Genomic DNA, 18,161 nt, shown 5'->3' on the forward strand with positions numbered 1-18,161 from the left:
CCCGGTGACCGGTTTTTTCTGCGCCGCAAAATCTCTATATATTCCTGCTGAATGTGGATTTTTTATCCAGGCTGGACTAGTTATTAATCATCCTTGAATCGCGTTATGTAATGTTCAGGGATCGATGATGGCGTAATAACAAAACCTGGAGCTGGTCTATGAAAACTGGAATTAAAGTACTTATTGGTGCATTAGCTTTTGTCGTGACCAACGCATATGCCGCGGAATTTATGACAAAACTTGAATTTGAAAAGGTTGAATCGCAGTACACAAAAATCGGTGATATCTCAACGAGTAATGAAGTTTCTGTCTCAGACGCTAAAGAAGAGCTGCTGAAGAAAGCAGAAGAGAAAGGGGCCGATGTGGTGGTATTAACCTCCGGTCAAACGGATAATAAAATCCATGGCACAGCCAATATCTACAAGAAAAAATAATACGCTACTGTAAAAATCACGATACCCGCCGGTCATTGTATCGGCGGGTTTTCTTTTAATCTGCGCCAGAAGGTGGTTCGGCTTACCCCGAGATATCGTGCAGCCGCGGTTTTATCGCCATTGAATTGCGCCAGCACCTGCTGCGGCGTCAGCGATGAGGATACCTGCGGCGCGTCAGCAGCAACGGCCAGTTCCGGTAACAGCTGCTGCAGGAATTGTACGTTCAGCTCCGGCTGCGGCTCGACGCTTAAAAACAGCGCCAGGCGCTCCATCATATTACGCAGTTCACGGATATTCCCTGGCCAGCCATAATTCAGTAACGTCGGTTGACTCAGACCCAGCCCCTTGCGCACAGGTTCAGAAAACGGCACCTCCAGTTCCGCCAGTGACTGTTTTAAAAAGCCTTCCGCCAGCGGCAGGATATCGGGCAATCGCTCGCGTAGCGGCGGTAGCGTGAGGCGTAAAATACTCAGGCGATAAAACAGATCGGTGCGAAATTCTCCCTGTTTTATCTCCTGCTCCAGATGACAGTGGGTGGCGCTAATCACTCGTACATCGACCGGAATCGGCTGATGTCCACCGACCCGGGTGACCTCTTTTTCTTCCAGCACGCGCAGCAGTCGGGTTTGTAACGGCAGCGGCATTTCGCCTATCTCATCAAGAAACAGCGTTCCGCCGTGGGCGATTTCAAACAGGCCCGCGCGTCCTCCCCGACGGGAGCCGGTAAAGGCGCCATCCTCATAGCCGAACAGTTCCGCTTCCAGTAATGATTCGGTGATTGCCCCGCAGTTGACGGCAACAAACGGCGGCGAAGGTTTACCGCGCCGATTCTCCTGACGGGTGAAAAACTCACGATGAATTGCCTGCGCCGCCAGCTCTTTGCCCGTGCCGGTTTCGCCCTGAATCAGCACCGGTGCACGCGAACGGGCATAAAGCATAATGGTGTGCCGCACCTGTTCCATCTGTGCCGAGTGCCCGCGCATATCCCCCAATGCATAGCGGGTGCGCAGCGTATCGCCGGAAACGTACGGACCGTTTCTGCGCAGCGTCAGACGAGTCATATCGAGCGCATCGACAAAGGCCTGGCGCACGGTGGCCGCCGAATAGATAAAGATGCCGGTCATGCCTGCTTCTTCAGCCAGGTCGGTAATCAACCCCGCGCCCACGACCGCCTGCGTGCCGCTGGCTTTCAGCTCGTTGATTTGCCCACGGGCATCTTCTTCCGTGATATAGCTGCGCTGTTCAAGCTGCAAATTGAAGGTTTTTTGAAAAGCGAGCAGCGCGGGGAGGGTTTCCTGATAGGTAATGACGCCAATCGACGAGGTGAGCTTTCCCGCTTTGGCCAGCGCCTGTAGCACGTCAAACCCGCTGGGTTTAATCAGGATCACCGGAATCGATAAACGGCTTTTCAGATACGCCCCGTTGGAACCCGCGGCAATGATGGCATCACAACGCTCGGTGGCTAACTTCTTGCGGATATACGTCACCGCTTTTTCAAAACCAAGCTGAATAGGGGTGATAGTTGCCAGATGGTCGAACTCCAGGCTGATGTCGCGAAACAGTTCGAACAGGCGCGTGACCGAAACGGTCCAGATAACCGGTTTGTCGTCGTTCACCCGCGGCGGAAGATGCGTATCAGCCATAACCATCCTAAAAAGTAAGGCACCGAGTATTAGGGTTTAGTTGTGTTTCATGAATGTTGCAATGAAACGTGAAGGAACGTTTCATGAAACGATAGCTGACACGCTTTTGTGCAACAAAGATACAAGGATTTAATTTAATATATTGTTTTTAAAGGTAAATATATAAATTAATTAAAAATTAAGGTCTTTGGCATACCCCTTGCTTTAAATAAATCAACGAATGATAACAAGTTGATAACAAAAGGACGGGATATGTCTCTACACTCCCCAGGGCAGGCGTTTCGCGCCGCGCTCAGCAAAGAAAACCCATTACAAATCGTTGGCACCATCAACGCCAACCACGCTCTGCTGGCCCAACGCGCCGGATATCAGGCGATTTATCTCTCCGGCGGCGGCGTCGCGGCGGGTTCGCTGGGTCTGCCGGATCTTGGTATTTCTACCCTTGATGATGTGCTAACCGATATTCGCCGTATTACTGATGTTTGCCCGCTGCCATTGCTGGTGGATGCGGATATCGGTTTTGGATCGTCAGCTTTCAACGTGGCGCGGACCGTGAAGTCGATTTCCAAAGCCGGTGCCGCCGCGCTGCATATTGAAGATCAGATCGGCGCCAAACGCTGCGGTCATCGCCCGAACAAGGCGATCGTCTCGAAAGAAGAGATGGTCGACAGGATCCGCGCCGCCGTGGATGCGCGTACCGATCCCAACTTTGTGATCATGGCGCGAACCGATGCCTTGGCGGTGGAAGGGTTAGAGGCCGCCATCGAACGTGCCCAGGCGTACGTCGAAGCAGGCGCGGATATGTTGTTCCCGGAAGCCATTACCGAGCTTGCCATGTACCGTCAGTTTGCCGATGCGGTACAGGTGCCGATCCTCGCCAACATTACCGAATTTGGTGCTACGCCACTGTTCACCACTGATGAACTGCGCAGCGCGAACGTCGCGATGGCGCTGTATCCACTCTCGGCCTTCCGCGCCATGAACCGCGCTGCGGAAAAGGTTTACAACGTGCTGCGCCAGGAAGGAACGCAAAAGAGCGTTATCGACATTATGCAGACGCGCAACGAGCTGTACGAAAGCATCAATTACTACCAGTTCGAAGAGAAACTCGACGCGTTGTATACCAAGAAGTAACCGTCGTAGCCGCCATCCGGCAATAAATTTGTACCCTACATATTATAAAAATGACGAGGACAACATGAGCGACACAACGATCCTGCAAAATAGTACCCATGTCATTAAACCTAAAAAATCGGTTGCGCTGTCAGGCGTCGCCGCCGGAAATACCGCGCTGTGTACCGTTGGCAAAAGCGGTAACGACCTGCACTATCGCGGCTACGATATTCTCGACCTGGCGCAGCAGTGCGAATTTGAAGAAGTCGCGCACCTGCTGATCCACGGGAAATTGCCCACCCGTGATGAGCTCACCGCCTATAAAAGCAAATTAAAAGCGCTGCGCGGACTGCCCGCAAACGTGCGTACCGTTCTGGAAGCGCTGCCTGCTGCCTCGCACCCGATGGACGTGATGCGCACCGGCGTCTCCGCGCTGGGCTGTACGTTGCCGGAAAAAGAAGGGCACACCGTCTCCGGTGCACGCGATATTGCCGACAAGCTGCTGGCATCGCTCAGTTCTATTCTCCTGTACTGGTATCACTACAGCCATAACGGCGAGCGTATTCAGCCGGAAACTGACGATGATTCCATTGGTGGACACTTCCTGCATCTGCTGCATGGCGAAAAGCCGTCGCGAAGCTGGGAAAAAGCGATGCATATTTCGCTGGTGCTGTACGCCGAACACGAATTCAACGCCTCCACCTTCACCAGCCGCGTGATTGCAGGGACCGGATCCGATATGTATTCCGCGATTATCGGCGCGATTGGCGCATTGCGTGGTCCGAAACACGGCGGGGCGAATGAAGTATCGCTGGAGATCCAACAGCGCTACGAAACGCCAGACGAAGCGGAAGCGGATATCCGTAAACGCGTTGAAAACAAAGAAGTGGTGATTGGCTTTGGTCATCCGGTTTACACCATCGCCGACCCGCGCCATCAGGTGATAAAGCGCGTGGCGAAACAGCTTTCTCAGGAAGGCGGTTCGCTGAAAATGTACAACATCGCCGACCGTCTGGAAGACGTGATGTGGGAAACGAAAAAGATGTTCCCCAACCTCGACTGGTTCTCGGCAGTCTCCTACAACATGATGGGCGTCCCGACTGAAATGTTCACACCGCTGTTTGTCATCGCCCGCGTCACCGGCTGGGCGGCGCACATCATTGAACAGCGCCAGGACAACAAAATTATCCGTCCTTCCGCCAATTACACCGGCCCGGAAGATCGTGTCTTTGTCGCGATAGATCAGCGTTGCTAATGCAAAACCTCTAAATATAAAAAACAGGAACCCTTGTCATGTCTGCACATATTTCGAACGTCCGCCCGGAATTTGACCGTGAAATCGTTGATATCGTTGATTACGTCATGAATTACGAGATCACTTCGACGGTAGCGTATGACACCGCGCATTATTGCCTGCTTGATACCTTAGGCTGCGGCCTGGAAGCGCTGGAATATCCGGCCTGTAAAAAACTGCTGGGGCCGGTAGTCCCAGGGACTGTGGTGCCGAACGGCGTGCGCGTTCCGGGCACCCAGTTCCAGCTCGACCCGGTGCAGGCGGCGTTTAACATCGGCGCGATGATCCGCTGGCTGGACTTTAACGACACCTGGCTGGCCGCGGAATGGGGGCATCCTTCCGATAACCTCGGCGGCATTCTGGCTACGGCTGACTGGCTATCACGCAATGCGGTAGCGGTGGGGAAAGCGCCGTTAACCATGAAAAAAGTGCTCACCGGAATGATTAAAGCCCATGAAATTCAGGGCTGCATCGCGCTGGAAAACTCTTTTAACCGCGTCGGTCTCGATCACGTCCTGCTGGTCAAAGTGGCCTCCACAGCGGTGGTCGCCGAGATGCTTGGCCTGAACCGGGATGAAATCCTCAACGCCGTGTCGCTGGCGTGGGTTGACGGGCAGTCGCTGCGTACCTATCGCCATGCGCCAAATACCGGCACGCGTAAATCCTGGGCAGCTGGCGATGCAACCTCGCGCGCGGTACGTCTGGCGCTGATGGCGAAAACTGGTGAGATGGGGTATCCGTCTGCGCTGACGGCGAAAACCTGGGGCTTTTATGACGTCTCTTTCAAAGGCGAATCGTTCCGCTTCCAGCGCCTGTACGGCTCTTATGTGATGGAAAACGTGCTGTTTAAAATCTCCTTCCCGGCCGAGTTCCACTCGCAGACTGCGGTAGAGGCGGCGATGACGCTGTACGAGCAGCTACAGGCTGCAGGGAAAACGGCGGCGGATATCGAAAAAGTGACCATTCGTACGCACGAAGCCTGTATCCGCATCATCGATAAAAAAGGCCCGCTGAATAACCCGGCGGATCGCGATCACTGCATCCAGTATATGGTCGCTATTCCGCTGCTGTTCGGGCGCTTAACCGCGGCAGATTACGAAGACGGCGTGGCGCAGGACAAACGCATTGATGCCCTGCGCGAGAAGATCAACTGCTTTGAAGATCCGGCCTTTACAGCCGATTACCACGATCCAGAAAAACGCGCCATCGCGAATGCCATCACCCTGGAATTCACCGACGGCTCACGTTTTGAAGAAGTGGTGGTGGAGTACCCAATCGGCCACGCGCGCCGTCGTAACGACGGGATGCCGAAGCTGGTCGAGAAGTTCAAAATCAACCTGGCGCGTCAGTTCCCGACCCGTCAGCAGCAGCGCATTCTGGATGTCTCCCTGGACAGAACTCGCCTGGAGCAGATGCCGGTCAATGAGTATATGGATTTGTTTGTTATCTGAAACCCGACTCATCAGGCGTAAGTTCAACAGGAGAGCATTATGTCTTATAGCGAGTTTTATCAACGTTCTGTTACGCAGCCGGAGTCGTTCTGGGCCGAGCAGGCCCAGCGTATTGACTGGCAGCAGCCGTATACGCAGGTACTGGACCACAGCAATCCGCCGTTTGCCCGCTGGTTTTGCGGCGGGACGACCAATCTGTGCCATAACGCCATCGACCGCTGGCTGGAGAAACAGCCCGAGGCGCTGGCGCTGATTGCGGTGTCATCAGAAACCGAAGAAGAACGCACGTTTACCTTTCGTCAGCTGTATGACGAAGTGAATGTTGTGGCAGCGATGCTGTTGTCGCTCGGCGTACAGCGCGGGGATCGGGTACTGGTTTATATGCCGATGATCGCCGAAGCGCACATTACGCTGCTGGCCTGCGCACGCATTGGGGCGATCCATTCGGTGGTGTTCGGTGGTTTTGCTTCGCACAGCGTGGCGGCGCGCATCGATGACGCCCGACCGGTGGTTATCGTTTCGGCGGATGCCGGGGCGCGCGGCGGCAAGATCCTGCCCTATAAAAAGCTACTCGATGATGCGATCGATCAGGCTCAGCATCAGCCGCGTCATGTGGTGCTGGTCGACCGCGGTCTGGCGAAAATGGCGCGGGTGGAGGGGCGTGACCTCGACTTTGCCGCGCTACGCCAACAGCATCTCGGCGCACGGGTGCCGGTTGTCTGGCTGGAATCGAATGAAACGTCCTGCATTCTCTACACCTCCGGGACAACCGGTAAACCGAAAGGCGTTCAGCGCGACGTTGGTGGCTATGCGGTCGCGCTGGCGACCTCGATGGACACCATTTTCGGCGGCAAAGCGGGCGGCGTGTTCTTCTGCGCGTCGGATATCGGCTGGGTGGTTGGGCATTCCTATATCGTGTATGCCCCGCTGCTGGCGGGGATGGCGACGGTGGTTTACGAAGGGCTGCCAACGTATCCGGACTGCGGCGTATGGTGGAAAATTGTTGAGAAGTATCAGGTCAGCCGGATGTTCTCTGCCCCGACCGCCATCCGCGTGCTGAAAAAATTCCCGACCGCGCAAATCCGCAATCACGATCTCTCCTCGCTGGAGGTGCTGTATCTGGCGGGTGAGCCGCTGGATGAACCGACCGCCAGTTGGGTAACGGAAACGCTGGGCGTCCCGGTTATCGACAACTACTGGCAGACTGAATCCGGCTGGCCGATTATGGCTATCGCCCGCGGGCTGGACGACCGACCGTCGCGGCTGGGCAGTCCTGGCGTGCCGATGTACGGCTATAACGTGCAGTTGCTCAATGAGGTGACCGGTGAACCTTGTGCGGCGAACGAGAAGGGGATGCTGGTGATTGAAGGGCCGCTGCCGCCGGGCTGTATTCAGACTATCTGGGGGGATGACGCGCGGTTTGTGAATACCTACTGGTCGCTGTTTTCCCGCCAGGTGTACGCCACCTTTGACTGGGGCATTCGCGATGCCGATGGCTATTACTTCATTCTTGGCCGTACGGATGACGTGATCAACGTGGCCGGACACCGGCTGGGGACGCGCGAGATAGAGGAGAGTATTTCCAGCTATCCAAACGTCGCCGAAGTGGCGGTGGTCGGTGTGAAGGATGCGCTGAAAGGTCAGGTGGCGGTCGCGTTTGTTATTCCAAAACAGAGCGACAGTCTGGAAGGCAGCGACATTGCCCATTCGGAAGAGAAGGCGATTATGGCGCTGGTGGACAGTCAAATTGGTAATTTTGGTCGTCCGGCGCACGTCTGGTTTGTGTCGCAACTGCCGAAAACACGCTCCGGCAAAATGCTCAGACGGACGATTCAGGCGATCTGCGAAGGCCGCGATCCTGGCGATCTGACGACCATTGACGATCCCGCATCGTTGCAGCAAATCCGTCAGGTGATCGAGGAGTAACGTCGTGTGATGCCCGGTGGCGCAATGCTTACCGGGCCTACGTTCTAATCAACTTTCTTATACGGCCCGTGATAGTAATCAAACGGCGCATAAACCGTATCGGCCACGAACGATAACGGCACATCAACAAATAACAGCGCTAAATCGAAATAGTTATAATCGTAAGCGCCCGGGTTTTTTAGTTTATCAATATCATGGCGCATTCCCACGTAATACGTATCTGAATCCTCGCCTGCCGTGCGCGCATCAATGCTGCCACATCCTGTAAGTAATACGCTGATAAAGAGCGTTGTTACCGCAACCGTCTTTTTGCTCATGCTATGACCTGGCTTTTCGCCCCGTTTTACCATAACGATAAAATGCGGCGTGTTGTCCTCGGAACTTAAACCACCAGGTCAGGACTCATCGTGTGAGGATGGCACATCGTAGGCCGGATAGACCACGTGAGTGGTGCATCCGGCAAAGAGGCTTTTACAGCGTGACGCTTTCGCGACGACGTAGCAGATAAAACGGCCCCGGTCCACTTAGGGTAAATACGGAAATCAACGTGAAGCTCAACGCAATTATCCCCAGCACCAGATACGCCCCCTGGAAACCAATACTCTCATACATTTTTCCGGCCAGAACTGACATGAAAATCATTGCTAACTGTTTGAAGAAACAGAAGCACACCAGGTAAATTGTGGCCGAGAAGCGCACTTCAAACTGACTGGTGATGTATTTGAAGCAACCGACGATCAGGAACGGTATTTCAAACATATGCAGCGTTTTGAGAATGACGACCTCCAGCGCAGAGGTGGCGAAGGAGGAGCCGATGATCCGCACCGACATTATCGTACCGGCCAGCAGTAGGGCATTCTTTCCGCCAATGCGGTTCACAATCAGCGGCGCAAAGAACATGATAGAGGCATTAAGTAATTCCCCCATGGTCGTGACGTAGCCAAACACACGGGTACCCTGTTCGCCGGTGGCAAAGAACGAGGTAAAGAAGTTGGCGAACTGCTGGTCAAACACTTCATACGTACAGGAAACGCCGACCACGTACAGGGAGAGGAACCAGAGTTTCGGTTGTTTAAATAACTCCAGCGCCAGCTTCAGACTGAATGCTGAGTTGTTGGCGCCTACCGCATCCGCAACTTTTGCAGAAGAGGGGGCATCTGTTTTTGAAAAGAGCAGCAGCAATGCCAGAATGACCGCACAGCCTGAACCTAACCAGAAGACAAACTGGTTATTGATGGTGAACATAATCCCGGCAATCGAGGCGCATAGCGCCCAGCCCACGCAGCCAAACATGCGCGCGCGACCAAATTCAAAATTGCTTCGGCGGCTGGCTTTTTCAATATAGGCTTCAATCGCTGGGGCGCCGGCATTGTAGATAAAGCCAAGGTAAATCCCGCCGACAATCGAACCCAGTAAAATATTAACCTGTAATAACGGGCCAAAGACGTAAATAAAGAACGGGGCAAACATTACCAGCATTCCGGTAATTACCCACAGCAGGTGTTTACGCAGGCCAAGCTTATCGGAAAGCAGTCCGAAAACAGGCTGGAATAATAACGAAAATAGTGAAATACAGGCGAAAATGATCCCGGTGTCACCTTTACTGATATGGTTTACATCGTGTAACCAGATAGGGAAGAAGGGGAAATAGGCACCCATAATGAAAAAGTAAAAGAAAAAGAAGAAGCCGAACATCCAAAAGTTAGTGTTTTTCAAATAATACATAATGGACTTCCTTACGATGAATGCGGGCAGGGGGGAACCTGCCCGATTATTATTATTTTTGACCCCAGACCAGCTGGTAGTGGTAGCGTCCGGCACTCAGCAGGAACTCTGGTGAAACGGAAGGACTCCAGGAGTCGTCACCGCCCACGCCCATATGGAAGCCATCAATATTGACCCAGGTACCTGCCTCCGGTTGCAGCAGATGGCGGTGGCTGGTTTCCATCAGTTGCTTCTGGCTAAAGCGGCTGATGTTGAACAGGAAGTCCCCTCGCCATTGATGCTCGCCGTAGCGTAGCTCACGCGTGTTGCAGCGCAGACCGTTTTCGCCAGGGAAAACATACGGGGTGTACATCTCATCAAGCGACAAATCCCAACGATCAAAACAGGCGGCGCTCAGGCGATCCGGGTAGTTCTCATGTGGGCCGAGACCTAACCAGTTCACCCGCTCAGCGACCTGCGCCAGTTGGCAGCTCAGGCCGATGCGGGCCGGATGTGGCGTGCCGCTGGCGACGTCGACATCCACCGTTATCTGCATCTCACCATTGCCGTCAATGCGATAGCTTTTTCGGCTGACGAACAGCGTTGCGCCCTGATACTGCCACGCATGTTCGGTGGCGATCAGTACCGCATGGCTTAGCGTGTCGGCAGCACAGTGCAGTAACGTTGCTTCGACCGGATAATGACCGGCGGCTTTCCAGCGTTCGACCCAGGCGTTAGGGTCGATGCGGGTTGACTCGCTCACGCCGATGTCGTTGTCCAGCGGCGCGCGGGTGAACTGGTCAGTAAGCGGGGTTAACAGCTGGGCTGCGTCGCCAATCCAGTACTGTGTCAGCAGGCCAGACTGACGGTCGAATTGCCAGCGCTTGTCGTTTACCTCAACAGTAAAGGTGTTTTCGCTCACGTTCAGCAGTGGTGCGGTACGGGCAATTGGCCGTGGCGCCAGGCTGAGTTTCTCTTCCAGCTTCCATTGCTGCCAGGCGCTAATGTGCCCGGCGTCTGACCATGCGGTGGCCTGAGGTTGCTCTACGCGTACCGTTAGCCATAGCTGGCCGGCGGTTTCCGGCAGCGGGACATCTGGCAGTGTAATCACCTGGCGACTCTGTGGGGCGATATCCAGCACGATTTCTCCGGCGGCCAGCGGGTTGCCATCCTGGGCAATCGACCAGTGCAGAACCTCGTTATCGCTGTGGCGGAACAGATATTCGCTGGTTACTTCAATCTGGCGTTTGGGTCCCGGCAGCAGCGTAAACTGGAAAAACTGCTGCACATGTTTGGCCTCGTATAATGCCGGATGCGGGGTGCGATCGGCGAACACCAGGCCGTTCATGCAAAATTGACGATCGTTAGGCGTGTCGCCAAAATCACCACCGTAGGCAGACCATGCTTTGCCGTTCTCATCATATTTAATCAGCGACTGATCTACCCAGTCCCAGACAAACCCGCCCTGTAGGCGCGGAAATTGACGGAACGCTTGCCAGTATTTGGCGAAGCCGCCAAAACTGTTGCCCATGGCGTGGGCGTATTCGCAGAGGATCAGCGGACGCTGTTCGCCGGGCATCGACAGCCACTTTTTAATCGACCATTTGGGTACCGCGGGGAAGGGCTGATCCTGATCGACGCGGGCGTACATTGGGCAAATAATGTCGGTTGCCGTGGTATTTGCGCCGCCGCCTTCATACTGTACCGGGCGGGACGGATCTTCTGATTTTATCCAGCGGTAGAGCGCGTCATGGTTGGCGCCATGCCCGGATTCATTGCCCAGTGACCAGATGATGATGCTCGGGTGGTTGCGATCGCGTTGCACCATGCGCGTGACGCGCTGGCTCATGGCTGGCAGCCATGCGGGATCGTCGGTGAGGCGATTCATCGGCACCATGCCGTGGGTTTCAATGTTGGCTTCGTCGACCACATACAGGCCGTAGCGATCGCACAGGGTGTACCACAATGGATGGTTCGGGTAATGGGAGCAGCGCACGGCGTTAAAGTTGTTCTGCTTCATCAGCAGAATATCCTGCACCATCGTCGCCTCGTCCATCACCTGACCGTTGACCGGATGGTGCTCATGACGGTTGGTGCCGCGAATCAACAGCGGCTTACCGTTGAGTAACAGCAGGCCGTTTTCAATACGAACCTGACGAAAGCCGACATCACAGGCTTCCGCTTCAATCAGCGCTCCGTCAGCGGTACGTAACTGGACCACAGCGCGGTACAGATTAGGCGTTTCGGCACTCCACAGCGCCGGGTTTTCGACGTTCAGACGCAGGGTAATCCGATCATGATAAGCGCCGCGTTCATCAATAATTTCGCTGCCGAGCGGGGAAGTCGTTTCGTGAGTGAGCGTTTCACCGTCCCACAATTGCAGAGTGACGCGTAAATCTTCGCTCTCGTTGCCCGCCACTCTGACTTCTGTTTCCAGCGTGGCGCGGCTGAAATCGTCGTTAAAATGGGTGTTAATGCGCAGGTCGCGGATTTGCGTAGCGGGCTTATGCAGCAAAGATACATCGCGAAAGATCCCGCTCATGCGCCACATGTCCTGGTCTTCCAGATAACTGCCGTCGCTCCAGCGCAGCACCATCACCGCCAGGCGGTTTTCGCCTGGCAGCAGATAATCGCTAAGATCGAATTCAGACGGCAGGCGGCTGTCCTGACCGTAGCCAACCCAGCGACCGTTACACCACAGATGAAACGCGGAATTCACCCCGTCAAAAATAATGCGCGTCTGACCTTCATCTAACCACGCGTCTTCGATACTGAATGTGAGCGAGTAACATCCTGTCGGATTCTGCGCTGGAACGTACGGGGGGTTAACCGGGATCGGGTAGGTGACGTTGGTATAAATTGGCGCGTCGTAACCGTCCATCTGCCAGTTAGAGGGGACGTTGATAGTATCAACCTGTGGCAGATCGCTCGTCAGCCAGCTTTCCGGCACGGCCTCAGGCGCGGAAAACCAGGCGAACTGCCACTTGCCATTTAGCGAGCGTAACTGAGTTGATCGCTGATTGGTGCGCGCATCATCCGCTGAGCGCCAGCTACAGAACGGCGGGTGCGCTTCCAGGCGGTTGAGCTGCGTGACGCCTGGATTTTCCCAGTCACGGCGGGCCAGTACAGCGGAGAGTGAATCTGTGTTCAGGTTCATAACGGTATCCTGTTTGAATTTGTTATTCGCTCACAATTTCAATCAAAATACGAATAAGCGATCCCAACTGTAAAGGACGGGGCACTCAATGAGTGAACTGACTCACACAATTGTTATGCGTTCACAATTTAGGTGTGAGCTGCGAAACTTGCCGCGCTAGCTGGATCAGTGAGTCGGCCAGCACCTGGGGTGAGAGGGTTTGCGTATCAGGAGGCAGAACCGTATTGCGCTTAACCAGGGTTACGGGCAGCAGTTGGTTGCCCACGCTTGAGGTCCCACGGGGAAGTTGCAGCAGTCTGTCGACGCTGGTTTCACCCAGTAACGGAAAATCCTGCCTGATGGTGGTCAGTGGTGGGATGTAGCAGGCGCTGTCTTCGGTGTCATCGTAGCCGATCACCGAGATATCAACCGCCACCCGCAGACCGAACTCGCTGATCGCCCGCATCGCGCCCAGCGCCATTTGATCGTTAGCGACCAGCATGGCGGTGGGGAGATTACCACCATTAAGCATATGCAGCGTTTGCTGAAAACCTGACATCGCGCTCCAGTCGCCTTCCAGCTCCGCGGTGGGTTGCAGCTGGTAGTGCGCCAGATATTTATGCCACCCCGCATGGCGAAGCCTTGCCGAAACCGAAGTGTGTGGCCCGCTCAGCAGGGCGATACGCTGATGCCCATGCTGCACCAGATGTTCAACGCCGAGACGTGCGCCGTCGTCATGGGAGAAAATCACGCTGTTAATTGGCGTCTGATCTGAGACATCGAGAAACAGCACCGGCACCGTACCGCAGGCGGCAGCCACGGCAATGGCGTCTTCTTCATCCAGCGGGTAGTTGATGATAAGCCCGGTTACGCGTTGAGAAAGCAGGTTGTGGACTGCGGCTTTACATGCCTCAACGCCGCTACGTTCGACCATGGCGATCACCACGCTGGCCCCGGACTGGTCGGCGCGGGATTTTATGGCGGCAACGATTTGCGAGGGGGCGTGCAGGGCAAGGTTCGCCGTCACGACGCCAATCAGCGGCGTCTGTTTGCCCGCCAGCTGCTGTGCGACACGGTTGGGGATGTAATTGAGCTCCGCCATCGCGGCCTCAACTTTCTGTCGGGTTTTTGCGGAAACGTGGCTGGCCTGATTCACGACGCGCGAGACGGTCTGGTAAGAGACTCCTGCATGGTCTGCCACATCGTATAGCGTTACCGGTTTCACGTTTATCACCCCTGTCATGACGTTATCTGCGCGCTATGATGCCACAGCGGGACGGTTTTGGGGTATTTGCGCATTGGTTCTGCGAGGCGCATTCCAGGGTTGCAGATCGTGTGCTGGAGGATTTATCGTCGTGATGCTTAACAGCATAAAAAAGTGAGGACATCGTGAGCGACTCTGCGGCAAACAACATTCTGTCCATCTACCAACGTCATGCGGAGGCCTTTGCCAGCCAGCGTTCACGCGCACTGTTCGAGAAAAGCTGGCTGGATAAGTTCATCACCGTGATGGGCGGGCAGGGCAGCATTGTGGATATTGGCTGCGGCAACGGTCAGCCGATTGCTGGTTATTTTATTCAGCAAGGCTTTCAGCTTACGGGAATTGATGGTTCTGCGGCGATGCTGGCGCGGGCCCGGCACTCTTTTCCCGCACAGCGCTGGCTGGAGCAGGATATGCGCGAGCTGGGACTTAACGAGACTTTCGATGGTCTGATCGCCTGGGACAGCTTTTTCCATTTAACTCAGCAGGATCAGCAAAAGATGTTCCCGATTTTTGACCGACTCAGCCGTCCCGGCAGCGCGCTGATGTTTACCAGCGGGACGGAAAACGGTATCGCGATGGGGCAATTTGAGGGCGAACCGCTGTTTCACGCCAGCCTCGCGCCGGATGAATACCGCGCATTGCTGTCAGCGCACGGTTTTGTGGTGGTAGAGATGGTGATGGAAGATCCGCACTGTGCCGGGCATACCATCTGGCTGGCGCAAAAACGTGGCTAATCGCCGCGAAAGGTTTTACGCCATTCAGCCGGGCTAACGCCAAAGTGGGATTTAAAATGCTGCCGCCAGGTGATGGGCGACTGGAAACCGACCTGTTCGGCGATGCGTTCAACGGGTAACTGGCTGGACTCCAGCAGTATCTGACTACGGCGTAGACGCTCGGCAATCAACCATTCGGCCACGCTTGACCCGGTGGCCTTCATAAAATGACGGGTTAAAGTGCGACGGCTCATCATCACCCGCTGCGCCAGCTCGTCGAGATTATGCGGTTCGTGGAGATGCTGGCGCAAATAGTCGAGCAGGACGTTGATGCGCTGATCCTGGGTGTTTTTCGCCACGGGTTGCTCGATAAACTGTGCCTGGCCGCCCTCACGATGCGGCGGCACAATCATCCGTCGGGCAATCTGATTCGCCGCCGTGCTGCCAAAACGCTGACGGATGACGTACAGACAGCAATCCAGCGCGGCGGCGGTGCCTGCCGAGGTAATTATGCCGTCGTCATCCACGTACAGCGCGTTAATATCCAGACGGGCTGCCGGAAAGCGCGCCTGAAAATCTTGCTCGAACTCCCAATGCGTAGCCGCCCGTTTGCCATCGAGCAGACCGGCATAGCCGAGGACAAATGCCCCCAGACATAGCCCGACAATCTGTGCGCCGTTTTGTCGCGCATGGTTGAGCGCATCAAGCAGGCTTTGTGGTGGACGATGTGCCGTGGTGCCCCAGTAGGGGAGCACCACGATGTCGGCGGCCTCCACCGCTTCATAGCCGTGATCTGCGGTAATGGAAAAGCCATCCTGCGAGGAAACGATACCTGGCTGTTCGGCGCAAAGTTGCACCTCGAAGCGTTTCTTCGCCGCCACTTTGTCACTGAAAATGATGCACGGCACCGAGAAGTGAAACGGGCTGAAATCTTCCACGGCAACAATGGCGACGTTAAGCGGTTGCATACGATTCCTTTGTGGATATTAAAACGTCAGGGTTTCGCCATCTTCCGGTACGTTAACAAATTGCGCAATCTGGTTATCGTGGGCGTACTCTTTTAGAGCCGCGCGAGTCAGAAGACAGTGGTTAATTGCCTCCATGTGGGTCGCCACAATTTGTGCTTCGGGCAGCGTGAAGTGGGTTTTTAGCACATCTTCTGCGCCCATGATGATTGGGCCAAACCCGATAACGTGGGCAAAACCTGCGTTCAAAATAACCACGCCAGGCAGGAACGTCCGCATGTTGGTTTCCACCTCGTCGCGCCAGAGAGTGTCCCCGACCAGATACAGCGTTTTTTCCGCCGGATGCTGGAAGATAACCCCGCAGGCATCACCCAGACGCTCCGCCATTTGCGGGATGGCGTAAGCGCGATCCGAACCGTGCTGGCCGCCGGTTTTACGCAGGGTGATGTCGCCGAGCGTGGTGCTGTGTGCCAGTACGGTCAGTTGCGTGAAACCCTGCTTTCGCAGCACCTGCTTATCCTGCTCATTTTGTACATAGATCGGTTTGTCTTTCGGTACGATACGAGCAGCAGCCTCATCCCAATGATCTTCATGCAGATGGGTCACGATCAGCACATCGACGTTGAGCAGGGTGTCGACATCAACGGGCAGTTCCACAGTCGGGTTGCGGATCTCGGCGCGTGCCGTTCCGGTAAAGCCCGGATAAGTCCCTTTTGCCGCCAGCATTGGATCGATCAGAAAGGTTTTACCGCCAAAGGTGATGCGCTGTGTGGCGTTACGGATTTGCGTGATGTTCATGGTGGTTGCTCCACATGTTGGGTCAGTGGTGTCATCGTAGAGTGTTGCCCAGAAGATGAATGTGGGCAAATGGGCGACTAGCGATGAGATTGGGCCAATAGCAGATGGCAGAGATCGATAATGTAATTAGAATTAAAGTAATTGAATATTTCCTTTGCGACTCTTTATTTAATTCGCAGCCATTATCTCGTACTGAAAAAACGTCATTTAAATAAGAGTAGATTTATTAAATTCGAAGCGGCTCCAGAAAATAGTGTTGTTATATGCAACGTATTGCAGCCAATAAAACATATCGCGAACCATGAAATAAGAATGCTATCATTCACACCAGACGCGGCAGGCAACTGCTGGCACACGCATTTACCCCGGAGCACCCGATGAACAACGACATTCCGCTAAAATTTTATGATATCGCCGACGAATACGCGACTGAAGCTGCAAAGCCGGTGAGCGATACAGAACGCGACGCACTGGCACTCTACTTCCAGCAGTTGATCACTCGTTTGATGAACAATGAAGAGATCAGCGAAGAAGCGCAGCAGGAGATGGCAACCGAGGCCGGAGTCGACGCACAGCGTATCGATGATATCGCGGAGTTCCTCAATCGTTGGGGTAACGAGTAGCCAAAGACATGGCCTGTGTTTTACACTGCGCGCAAATTGAGTAGGTATACTCTACAAGTAATAGGTTTAATCAGGCGGAAACAGCAATGAACGGAACAATCACAACGTGGTTTAAAGATAAAGGCTTTGGATTTATCAAAGATGAAAACGGCGACAACCGCTATTTTCATGTGATTAAGGTTGCTAATCCTGAGCTGATCAAGAAAGACGCGGCGGTGACCTTTGAGCCTACCACCAACAACAAAGGCTTATCTGCCTACGCGGTAAAAGTCATACCCGACAGCAAATACATCTATATCGCCGGTGAGCGTCTGAAGCTCACGGCGATCAAGTCTTACCTGGTCTACAGCGAAGAAGTCCCTGCTGAGACTCGTATCGACAAAGAAAATGCGGTGCTGTCCGTTGGTGTGCTGATGAACAGCATCCGACCGAAATCAGACGTGAAGCCTGGTGAAATGCGCACGCTGAAAAAGCTGGCCATCACCACCTTCCAGGGCACGACGCTGATCTTCTCGGAAGATGAAATCGATATCGACGAGACGGTGAAACTGCTTAAGGTCTGAAGCCCTTCAGAGTGAATGAAAACCGAAATCCAGCTCTTTTCAGAAGCGGGGTTTCGGTTTTTTTATGCGTATTTTTGTCAGAAGGGAATATCCATTTGAGCCAAATAGCAAATTCCATTCTGTTTTTTTATTTTGATGAGGCACCTGGAATTACCACGTCATCCATCAGTATGTAACGTGCTTCCTGGCGCGTGTATTGATCGATTAACGGCACAAGTCGCCGGAAATGCTCACTGGCACAATGTTCATCGAGAGCCGCGTGGTTTGGCCATTCTTCGATAAAAATAAAATGCCCCGGATCTTTTTCATCAATATAGAGGTCATAAGCAATGCATTGCGGCTCTTTCTTCGTCGCCGATATTAGCTCACGGTACAAAGGGAGAACGGTTTCAATATACTCAGGTTTGATGAAATCTTCGGCAATTACCTTTAACATGCAGCCTCCTGGCAGAAAACGAATGCACACTATGTGATGAAGATATATTTAGGGCAAGACGCCACAGTGTTATATCGGTCGGTGAGTGAGTTATCTCA

At 54.2% G+C, this 18,161-nt stretch carries 16 protein-coding genes; 8 read left to right on the plus strand and 8 right to left on the minus strand.

Annotation, left to right across the window (positions count from 1 at the left end):
• Positions 1–158 precede the first annotated feature (158 nt).
• Positions 159–434 carry a DUF1471 family periplasmic protein YahO gene (gene yahO, locus OGV38_RS15495; RefSeq protein WP_016151944.1) on the plus strand — a complete coding sequence of 92 codons (276 nt, stop codon included), beginning with the start codon at positions 159–161 and terminating at the stop codon, positions 432–434.
• A 32-nt stretch (positions 435–466) separates the two neighbouring features.
• Here yahO and prpR read toward each other — a convergent pair whose 3' ends face one another.
• Positions 467–2,077, minus strand: coding sequence for a propionate catabolism operon regulatory protein PrpR (gene prpR, locus OGV38_RS15500; RefSeq protein ID WP_046275626.1), 1,611 nt, complete (start codon positions 2,075–2,077; stop codon positions 467–469).
• A 252-nt stretch (positions 2,078–2,329) separates the two neighbouring features.
• Here prpR and prpB point away from each other — a divergent pair, with 252 nt between their 5' ends.
• The 4 genes from prpB (at position 2,330) to prpE (ending at position 7,861) form a co-directional block, all read left to right on the plus strand.
• Entirely contained in the window at positions 2,330–3,211 is an 882-nt protein-coding gene (gene prpB, locus OGV38_RS15505; protein WP_016155797.1) for a methylisocitrate lyase, read from the plus strand.
• A 64-nt stretch (positions 3,212–3,275) separates the two neighbouring features.
• On the plus strand, positions 3,276–4,445 hold the full coding sequence (gene prpC / locus OGV38_RS15510) for a bifunctional 2-methylcitrate synthase/citrate synthase (RefSeq protein ID WP_016151947.1): 1,170 nt from the start codon (positions 3,276–3,278) through the stop codon (positions 4,443–4,445).
• Between the two features lie 38 nt (positions 4,446–4,483).
• Positions 4,484–5,935 carry a bifunctional 2-methylcitrate dehydratase/aconitate hydratase gene (locus tag OGV38_RS15515; RefSeq protein WP_269518777.1) on the plus strand — a complete coding sequence of 484 codons (1,452 nt, stop codon included), beginning with the start codon at positions 4,484–4,486 and terminating at the stop codon, positions 5,933–5,935.
• A gap of 39 nt (positions 5,936–5,974) precedes the next feature.
• Complete coding sequence (prpE, locus tag OGV38_RS15520) at positions 5,975–7,861, plus strand: propionate--CoA ligase (RefSeq protein ID WP_286473902.1); 1,887 nt, start codon at positions 5,975–5,977, stop codon at positions 7,859–7,861.
• A gap of 44 nt (positions 7,862–7,905) precedes the next feature.
• Here prpE and OGV38_RS15525 read toward each other — a convergent pair whose 3' ends face one another.
• From OGV38_RS15525 to OGV38_RS15540, 4 genes are all read right to left on the minus strand, one after another.
• A complete protein-coding gene (locus OGV38_RS15525; protein ID WP_016151950.1) occupies positions 7,906–8,178 on the minus strand; it encodes a YceK/YidQ family lipoprotein in 273 nt (90 codons plus the stop codon).
• A gap of 154 nt (positions 8,179–8,332) precedes the next feature.
• A complete protein-coding gene (locus OGV38_RS15530) occupies positions 8,333–9,586 on the minus strand; it encodes an MFS transporter (RefSeq protein ID WP_153646530.1) in 1,254 nt (417 codons plus the stop codon).
• 52 nt (positions 9,587–9,638) lie between these two features.
• Positions 9,639–12,722, minus strand: coding sequence for a beta-galactosidase (locus OGV38_RS15535; protein WP_286473905.1), 3,084 nt, complete (start codon positions 12,720–12,722; stop codon positions 9,639–9,641).
• 121 nt (positions 12,723–12,843) lie between these two features.
• A complete protein-coding gene (locus OGV38_RS15540) occupies positions 12,844–13,926 on the minus strand; it encodes a LacI family DNA-binding transcriptional regulator (protein WP_047497888.1) in 1,083 nt (360 codons plus the stop codon).
• Between the two features lie 164 nt (positions 13,927–14,090).
• Here OGV38_RS15540 and OGV38_RS15545 point away from each other — a divergent pair, with 164 nt between their 5' ends.
• Positions 14,091–14,699 (plus strand): class I SAM-dependent DNA methyltransferase, encoded by a 609-nt coding sequence (locus OGV38_RS15545; protein WP_046275621.1) that lies wholly within the window; start codon positions 14,091–14,093, stop codon positions 14,697–14,699.
• Here the strand turns inward: OGV38_RS15545 and OGV38_RS15550 are convergent.
• Together OGV38_RS15550 and OGV38_RS15555 are read right to left on the minus strand one after the other, a co-directional pair.
• A complete protein-coding gene (locus tag OGV38_RS15550) occupies positions 14,696–15,646 on the minus strand; it encodes a GlxA family transcriptional regulator (protein WP_269518769.1) in 951 nt (316 codons plus the stop codon). The genes OGV38_RS15545 and OGV38_RS15550 overlap by 4 nt on opposite strands.
• An 18-nt stretch (positions 15,647–15,664) precedes the next feature.
• The gene (locus OGV38_RS15555) at positions 15,665–16,441 is read right to left on the minus strand and encodes an MBL fold metallo-hydrolase (RefSeq protein ID WP_286473909.1); all 777 of its coding nucleotides are present in this window, start codon (positions 16,439–16,441) and stop codon (positions 15,665–15,667) included.
• A 377-nt stretch (positions 16,442–16,818) separates the two neighbouring features.
• Here OGV38_RS15555 and OGV38_RS15560 point away from each other — a divergent pair, with 377 nt between their 5' ends.
• On the plus strand, positions 16,819–17,064 hold the full coding sequence (locus OGV38_RS15560) for a DUF2543 family protein (protein WP_019076120.1): 246 nt from the start codon (positions 16,819–16,821) through the stop codon (positions 17,062–17,064).
• An 86-nt stretch (positions 17,065–17,150) separates the two neighbouring features.
• The gene (locus OGV38_RS15565) at positions 17,151–17,627 is read left to right on the plus strand and encodes a cold-shock protein (RefSeq protein WP_016151966.1); all 477 of its coding nucleotides are present in this window, start codon (positions 17,151–17,153) and stop codon (positions 17,625–17,627) included.
• A 127-nt stretch (positions 17,628–17,754) separates the two neighbouring features.
• Here OGV38_RS15565 and OGV38_RS15570 read toward each other — a convergent pair whose 3' ends face one another.
• On the minus strand, positions 17,755–18,063 hold the full coding sequence (locus tag OGV38_RS15570; protein ID WP_019076121.1) for a putative quinol monooxygenase: 309 nt from the start codon (positions 18,061–18,063) through the stop codon (positions 17,755–17,757).
• Between the last annotated feature and the right edge of the window lie 98 nt (positions 18,064–18,161).

The organism is Citrobacter sp. Cb080 (assembly GCF_030334745.1).
Taxonomy (GTDB): Bacteria; Pseudomonadota; Gammaproteobacteria; order Enterobacterales; family Enterobacteriaceae; genus Citrobacter; species Citrobacter braakii.

Excerpts from the sequence above, each read along its gene's own strand:
- OGV38_RS15565 (WP_016151966.1), top strand. The coding sequence starts at position 17,151 with ATGAACGGAACAATCACAACGTGGTTTAAAGATAAAGGCTTTGGATTT.
- prpC (WP_016151947.1), top strand. The coding sequence starts at position 3,276 with ATGAGCGACACAACGATCCTGCAAAATAGTACCCATGTCATTAAACCT.
- OGV38_RS15535 (WP_286473905.1), bottom strand. The coding sequence starts at position 12,722 with ATGAACCTGAACACAGATTCACTCTCCGCTGTACTGGCCCGCCGTGAC.
- OGV38_RS15530 (WP_153646530.1), bottom strand. The coding sequence starts at position 9,586 with ATGTATTATTTGAAAAACACTAACTTTTGGATGTTCGGCTTCTTCTTT.
- OGV38_RS15560 (WP_019076120.1), top strand. The coding sequence starts at position 16,819 with ATGAACAACGACATTCCGCTAAAATTTTATGATATCGCCGACGAATAC.
- prpE (WP_286473902.1), top strand. The coding sequence starts at position 5,975 with ATGTCTTATAGCGAGTTTTATCAACGTTCTGTTACGCAGCCGGAGTCG.
- OGV38_RS15525 (WP_016151950.1), bottom strand. The coding sequence starts at position 8,178 with ATGAGCAAAAAGACGGTTGCGGTAACAACGCTCTTTATCAGCGTATTA.
- prpB (WP_016155797.1), top strand. The coding sequence starts at position 2,330 with ATGTCTCTACACTCCCCAGGGCAGGCGTTTCGCGCCGCGCTCAGCAAA.
- yahO (WP_016151944.1), top strand. The coding sequence starts at position 159 with ATGAAAACTGGAATTAAAGTACTTATTGGTGCATTAGCTTTTGTCGTG.
- OGV38_RS15555 (WP_286473909.1), bottom strand. The coding sequence starts at position 16,441 with ATGAACATCACGCAAATCCGTAACGCCACACAGCGCATCACCTTTGGC.
- OGV38_RS15515 (WP_269518777.1), top strand. The coding sequence starts at position 4,484 with ATGTCTGCACATATTTCGAACGTCCGCCCGGAATTTGACCGTGAAATC.
- prpR (WP_046275626.1), bottom strand. The coding sequence starts at position 2,077 with ATGGCTGATACGCATCTTCCGCCGCGGGTGAACGACGACAAACCGGTT.
- OGV38_RS15570 (WP_019076121.1), bottom strand. The coding sequence starts at position 18,063 with ATGTTAAAGGTAATTGCCGAAGATTTCATCAAACCTGAGTATATTGAA.
- OGV38_RS15550 (WP_269518769.1), bottom strand. The coding sequence starts at position 15,646 with ATGCAACCGCTTAACGTCGCCATTGTTGCCGTGGAAGATTTCAGCCCG.